Here is a 3,183-nt window from a genome sequence, read left to right as displayed (position 1 = left end):
AACAACCATTTCCGATTAAACAGACCAATAATAAAATTGCTGGTTTGAATAAAAATTTGCCCATATCTAATACATTTTACAGGTTTAAAAATTTCTTTTTTTCATCAAGTACTTTTTTGCTGATGTCAATATCTAAATTTCTTGTGGTCATTGTAGGATCATTTCCGAAGAAATCTTCTCCATCAACCATTACTCTTCGAATTGCTTTTTCTGCAACAGTGATTTGGCCATTCATATCAACCTCCACTCCGGGCAGCCTTTTCAATAAGTCTTCAACAACAGCATTCCCTTGCAACCGGTATCAGGCAGGATTGTATTCAAGGGTGTCTTCTTTCACAATAACTTCCGGCATTTTGCCCACCACTACAGCATCAGATAACATGATTGACAATTCTTTCAATTCAAGATCAGGGACAACTATTTCTTTTTTCCATGAAACTTTGTGCTTGAATAATGTGAAAAGATGTTTCAAAACTTTGAATAATTGTTTTCTTTTCATGCTATTTTTTTAGTGTTTTCAGTAATTATTGATTTATTTTTTTTATTCTTACCTATCTAATCCATATGGATTTGTTTTGATGTTTGTGTGCAATAATCATCCATTTATTTATTTATTTATTGCCACGACTATTCTGTTCTGTTCTGTGCTGATATTATTTGTAAAGTTGATGATTGAAAAATGAATCACTTAAATATCATTTACTTACAGGAATGATAATTCTTAAAAATATGTCAGTTTGTCGTGTTTATTGTTTTCTACTCTCTCAATCATGGGGCTGAGGGTTGGGGTTTGTATTTTTTTCGTATATATAGAAATCCCCCAGGAACAGCGATTCGTCCTTTATGCCGTTACTCGGTCTGTCGTCCGGATCGCTCAATGTCTTTCCGTAACTACGGTAAATGCCAAATTTATTACGAATATTCGTGGCGCCTTTTCGCCACATATCAATGTTGTCAGTGGAATAATCAATCAATACCTTATTGTCTCTTATCCGGGTAATCTTGATCCGGAAGAAACCATTATGGGCATAGTGAACCTCTTCCTGTACCTGCACCCATTCGTCTTCGAACTCCTCCATGGAAATATTGTCCACAACGGTCCCTTTGTTTGTGGAAGAAATATCCCCGGTATGGATTACCTGTACCCTTCTGTTTGTACCGTCGTTGTTTCCACGCAGCGTGATGGTGATGATGGGAGCTCCGTTATTTCCTTCCTGTGCTTTTAACTGATGAATATGGCAAAAACTTGTTGATGGACGAAATCCTTTGGGTATTTTGAATTTCCACTCCAACCATTGCCGTTCATCCCAGTTACCATTCATTTTGTACCAGCTGCCTGACGTCTGCGATTTCATCTCGTTACGCTGCCTGTCCTCCAGTTTACCCCTGTCGCCATCTAAGAAAGGGTTTACATGAATCATAAACTTGAATACATGTTGCTTCAACGTTTCGTCATAGATATTCACACAGTGTATCCCGTCATTATGATCCAGATCAGATGAATTAGGATGTTCTGAATAATCCCAGCCATATTGTTTCATATGGCTGTGAATCTGGGAATAATCTTTGTCCATCAGAGCCGGAGTACCCTGCATGGAACTTCGCAATGTATAACCAAGTGCAATTGGATCATCAGACACGGAATCAGCATTTTTGCCTTTTTGCACAATACGAAAGACACCTGACTTGTCGAATTTTTCCAGTTTAACCGTAATCTGGGCCGTACGGGATACTCTGGTAGGATTGGGCGCAACAAATACAGTCATAAAATCATTGCCGGTTTCCTTGATCTGTAACCATGAGGATGCTCCGCTTTCGACGTGTGCTTTCCAACCGGTCGTGGCCGTTACCTGTATAGTGCATATCCCTCCTCCGCTCTCTATGTTTTCATTGCCGCTGATCGATAACGTAGGTATTGTTTTCGCCTCTTCCTGTGAATTACAAGAAAAGAGTGGTGACAACATCACAAGAATAATTGATAGGTATTTTAAATAACTGATCTTCATTTTTTTCTGGTTGTAATCACAATTGCGCCGTTTGATCCTTTTATCCCATACATTGCCCCGTCGCTCTGTACTTCCAGTTGTTCAATATCGTTGACATTCACAGAACGGTCGGCATCGTAGCTTCCCCTGTATTCAACCCCGTCAATAATAAAAAGCGGTTCGTTGTTTAGATCAAAAGAACTCCCTCCACGGATGGTTACGTAGGTATTGCCATTGGCTTCGGAAACTGTCACCCCCGGGAGATTTCCTCTCAACAGATCATACAACGAATTTGCACCACTCTGTTCAATTTGTTTTCGGGTGAGGATATTCGGGTTGAATGGTAATATTGTTTTATTTGAATAGGGGACTGTGAATTCCTGCGAATTATCCTTTAAAAGGAATTCATTCTTTCTCAATGTAATTATTAACTCATTCCCTCTGTCCTTGATTGGAATTACAGCATCCTGTTTTTTTGTGACAGAGATGATCAGTGTATCTTTTTCGTTCAGATCCTGTAGAATAAACGCACCTTGTTTGTCCGTTTTAACTCCGTCCAACGAGTTTTTCACCCATACATTCATCCTGTGCACAGGCTTTCCTTTCTCCGACAATATCACACCTTTTATGGTATCTTGTGCCGTAAGGGTTAAACAAGATAGCAACAATCCAAATATCAATACTTCCGTTTTCATTTGCTTGAAATTATGAATATTACATTAAAATAGAGAAAGATCCCCATGATCCGGTACATACTTGACTGTTTGCCTCCGGATCACGGGAATATATCATTTTCACGGCTCAAAGGCCGGTTGTTGCATTTCCAATAAAATCTTATTTAAGTAACTCAGTGGTCGATGCATATGCATCATCAAAATAAAGCATTGGCCTGTTGGCCCCTCCATTTCCGTTCGGGAAAACAATGCGCCAGTTGTCAATGAAAATGCCGCCCTGTATCTGATTTAATGTACGCAGCTCGCTGATTACCGGTGTTGTGAGAACCTCTTCTCCTTCCATAAAGACATGAAGGTGGTAATTTTCATCAATAGCCATTCCCACTTTTTTGTAATTTTTATTGGTGAAGGTCGACATTTTACTGATCGTGTAATAATAGTCGTACGTGGTGGTCAGGCCCATGATGTTTCTTGTCTGAATTGAAACCCTTGAATTGTATGTGGTTGATCCATCCGGCGAAGTG

General features: G+C 39.4%; 4 protein-coding genes and 1 pseudogene. All 5 read right to left on the bottom strand.

The window, feature by feature from the left end; all coding sequences use genetic code 11:
• Positions 1-76: 76 nt before the first annotated feature.
• Complete coding sequence (locus B4G81_RS04950) at positions 77-295, bottom strand: hypothetical protein (RefSeq protein WP_294080721.1); 219 nt, start codon at positions 293-295, stop codon at positions 77-79.
• A gap of 6 nt (positions 296-301) precedes the next feature.
• Positions 302-499: a hypothetical protein gene (locus tag B4G81_RS04945; protein WP_294080719.1), complete on the bottom strand. Its 198-nt coding sequence runs from the start codon at positions 497-499 to the stop codon at positions 302-304.
• Positions 500-764: 265 nt separating this feature from the next.
• Complete coding sequence (locus B4G81_RS04940) at positions 765-2,006, bottom strand: BACON domain-containing protein (protein ID WP_294080717.1); 1,242 nt, start codon at positions 2,004-2,006, stop codon at positions 765-767.
• Positions 2,003-2,680 (bottom strand): TonB-dependent receptor plug domain-containing protein, encoded by a 678-nt coding sequence (locus B4G81_RS04935; protein WP_294080715.1) that lies wholly within the window; start codon positions 2,678-2,680, stop codon positions 2,003-2,005. The genes B4G81_RS04940 and B4G81_RS04935 overlap by 4 nt, the downstream gene beginning before the upstream one ends.
• 139 nt (positions 2,681-2,819) lie before the next feature.
• Positions 2,820-3,183: pseudogene (locus B4G81_RS04930) on the bottom strand (hypothetical protein); the annotation flags it as partial.

This window comes from Proteiniphilum sp. UBA5384, from assembly GCF_002410825.1.
In the GTDB taxonomy this organism is placed as follows: domain Bacteria; phylum Bacteroidota; class Bacteroidia; order Bacteroidales; family Dysgonomonadaceae; genus Proteiniphilum.
Note: the sequence above shows the minus strand (reverse complement) of the source record. Positions and strands in the feature narration are given on the sequence as shown.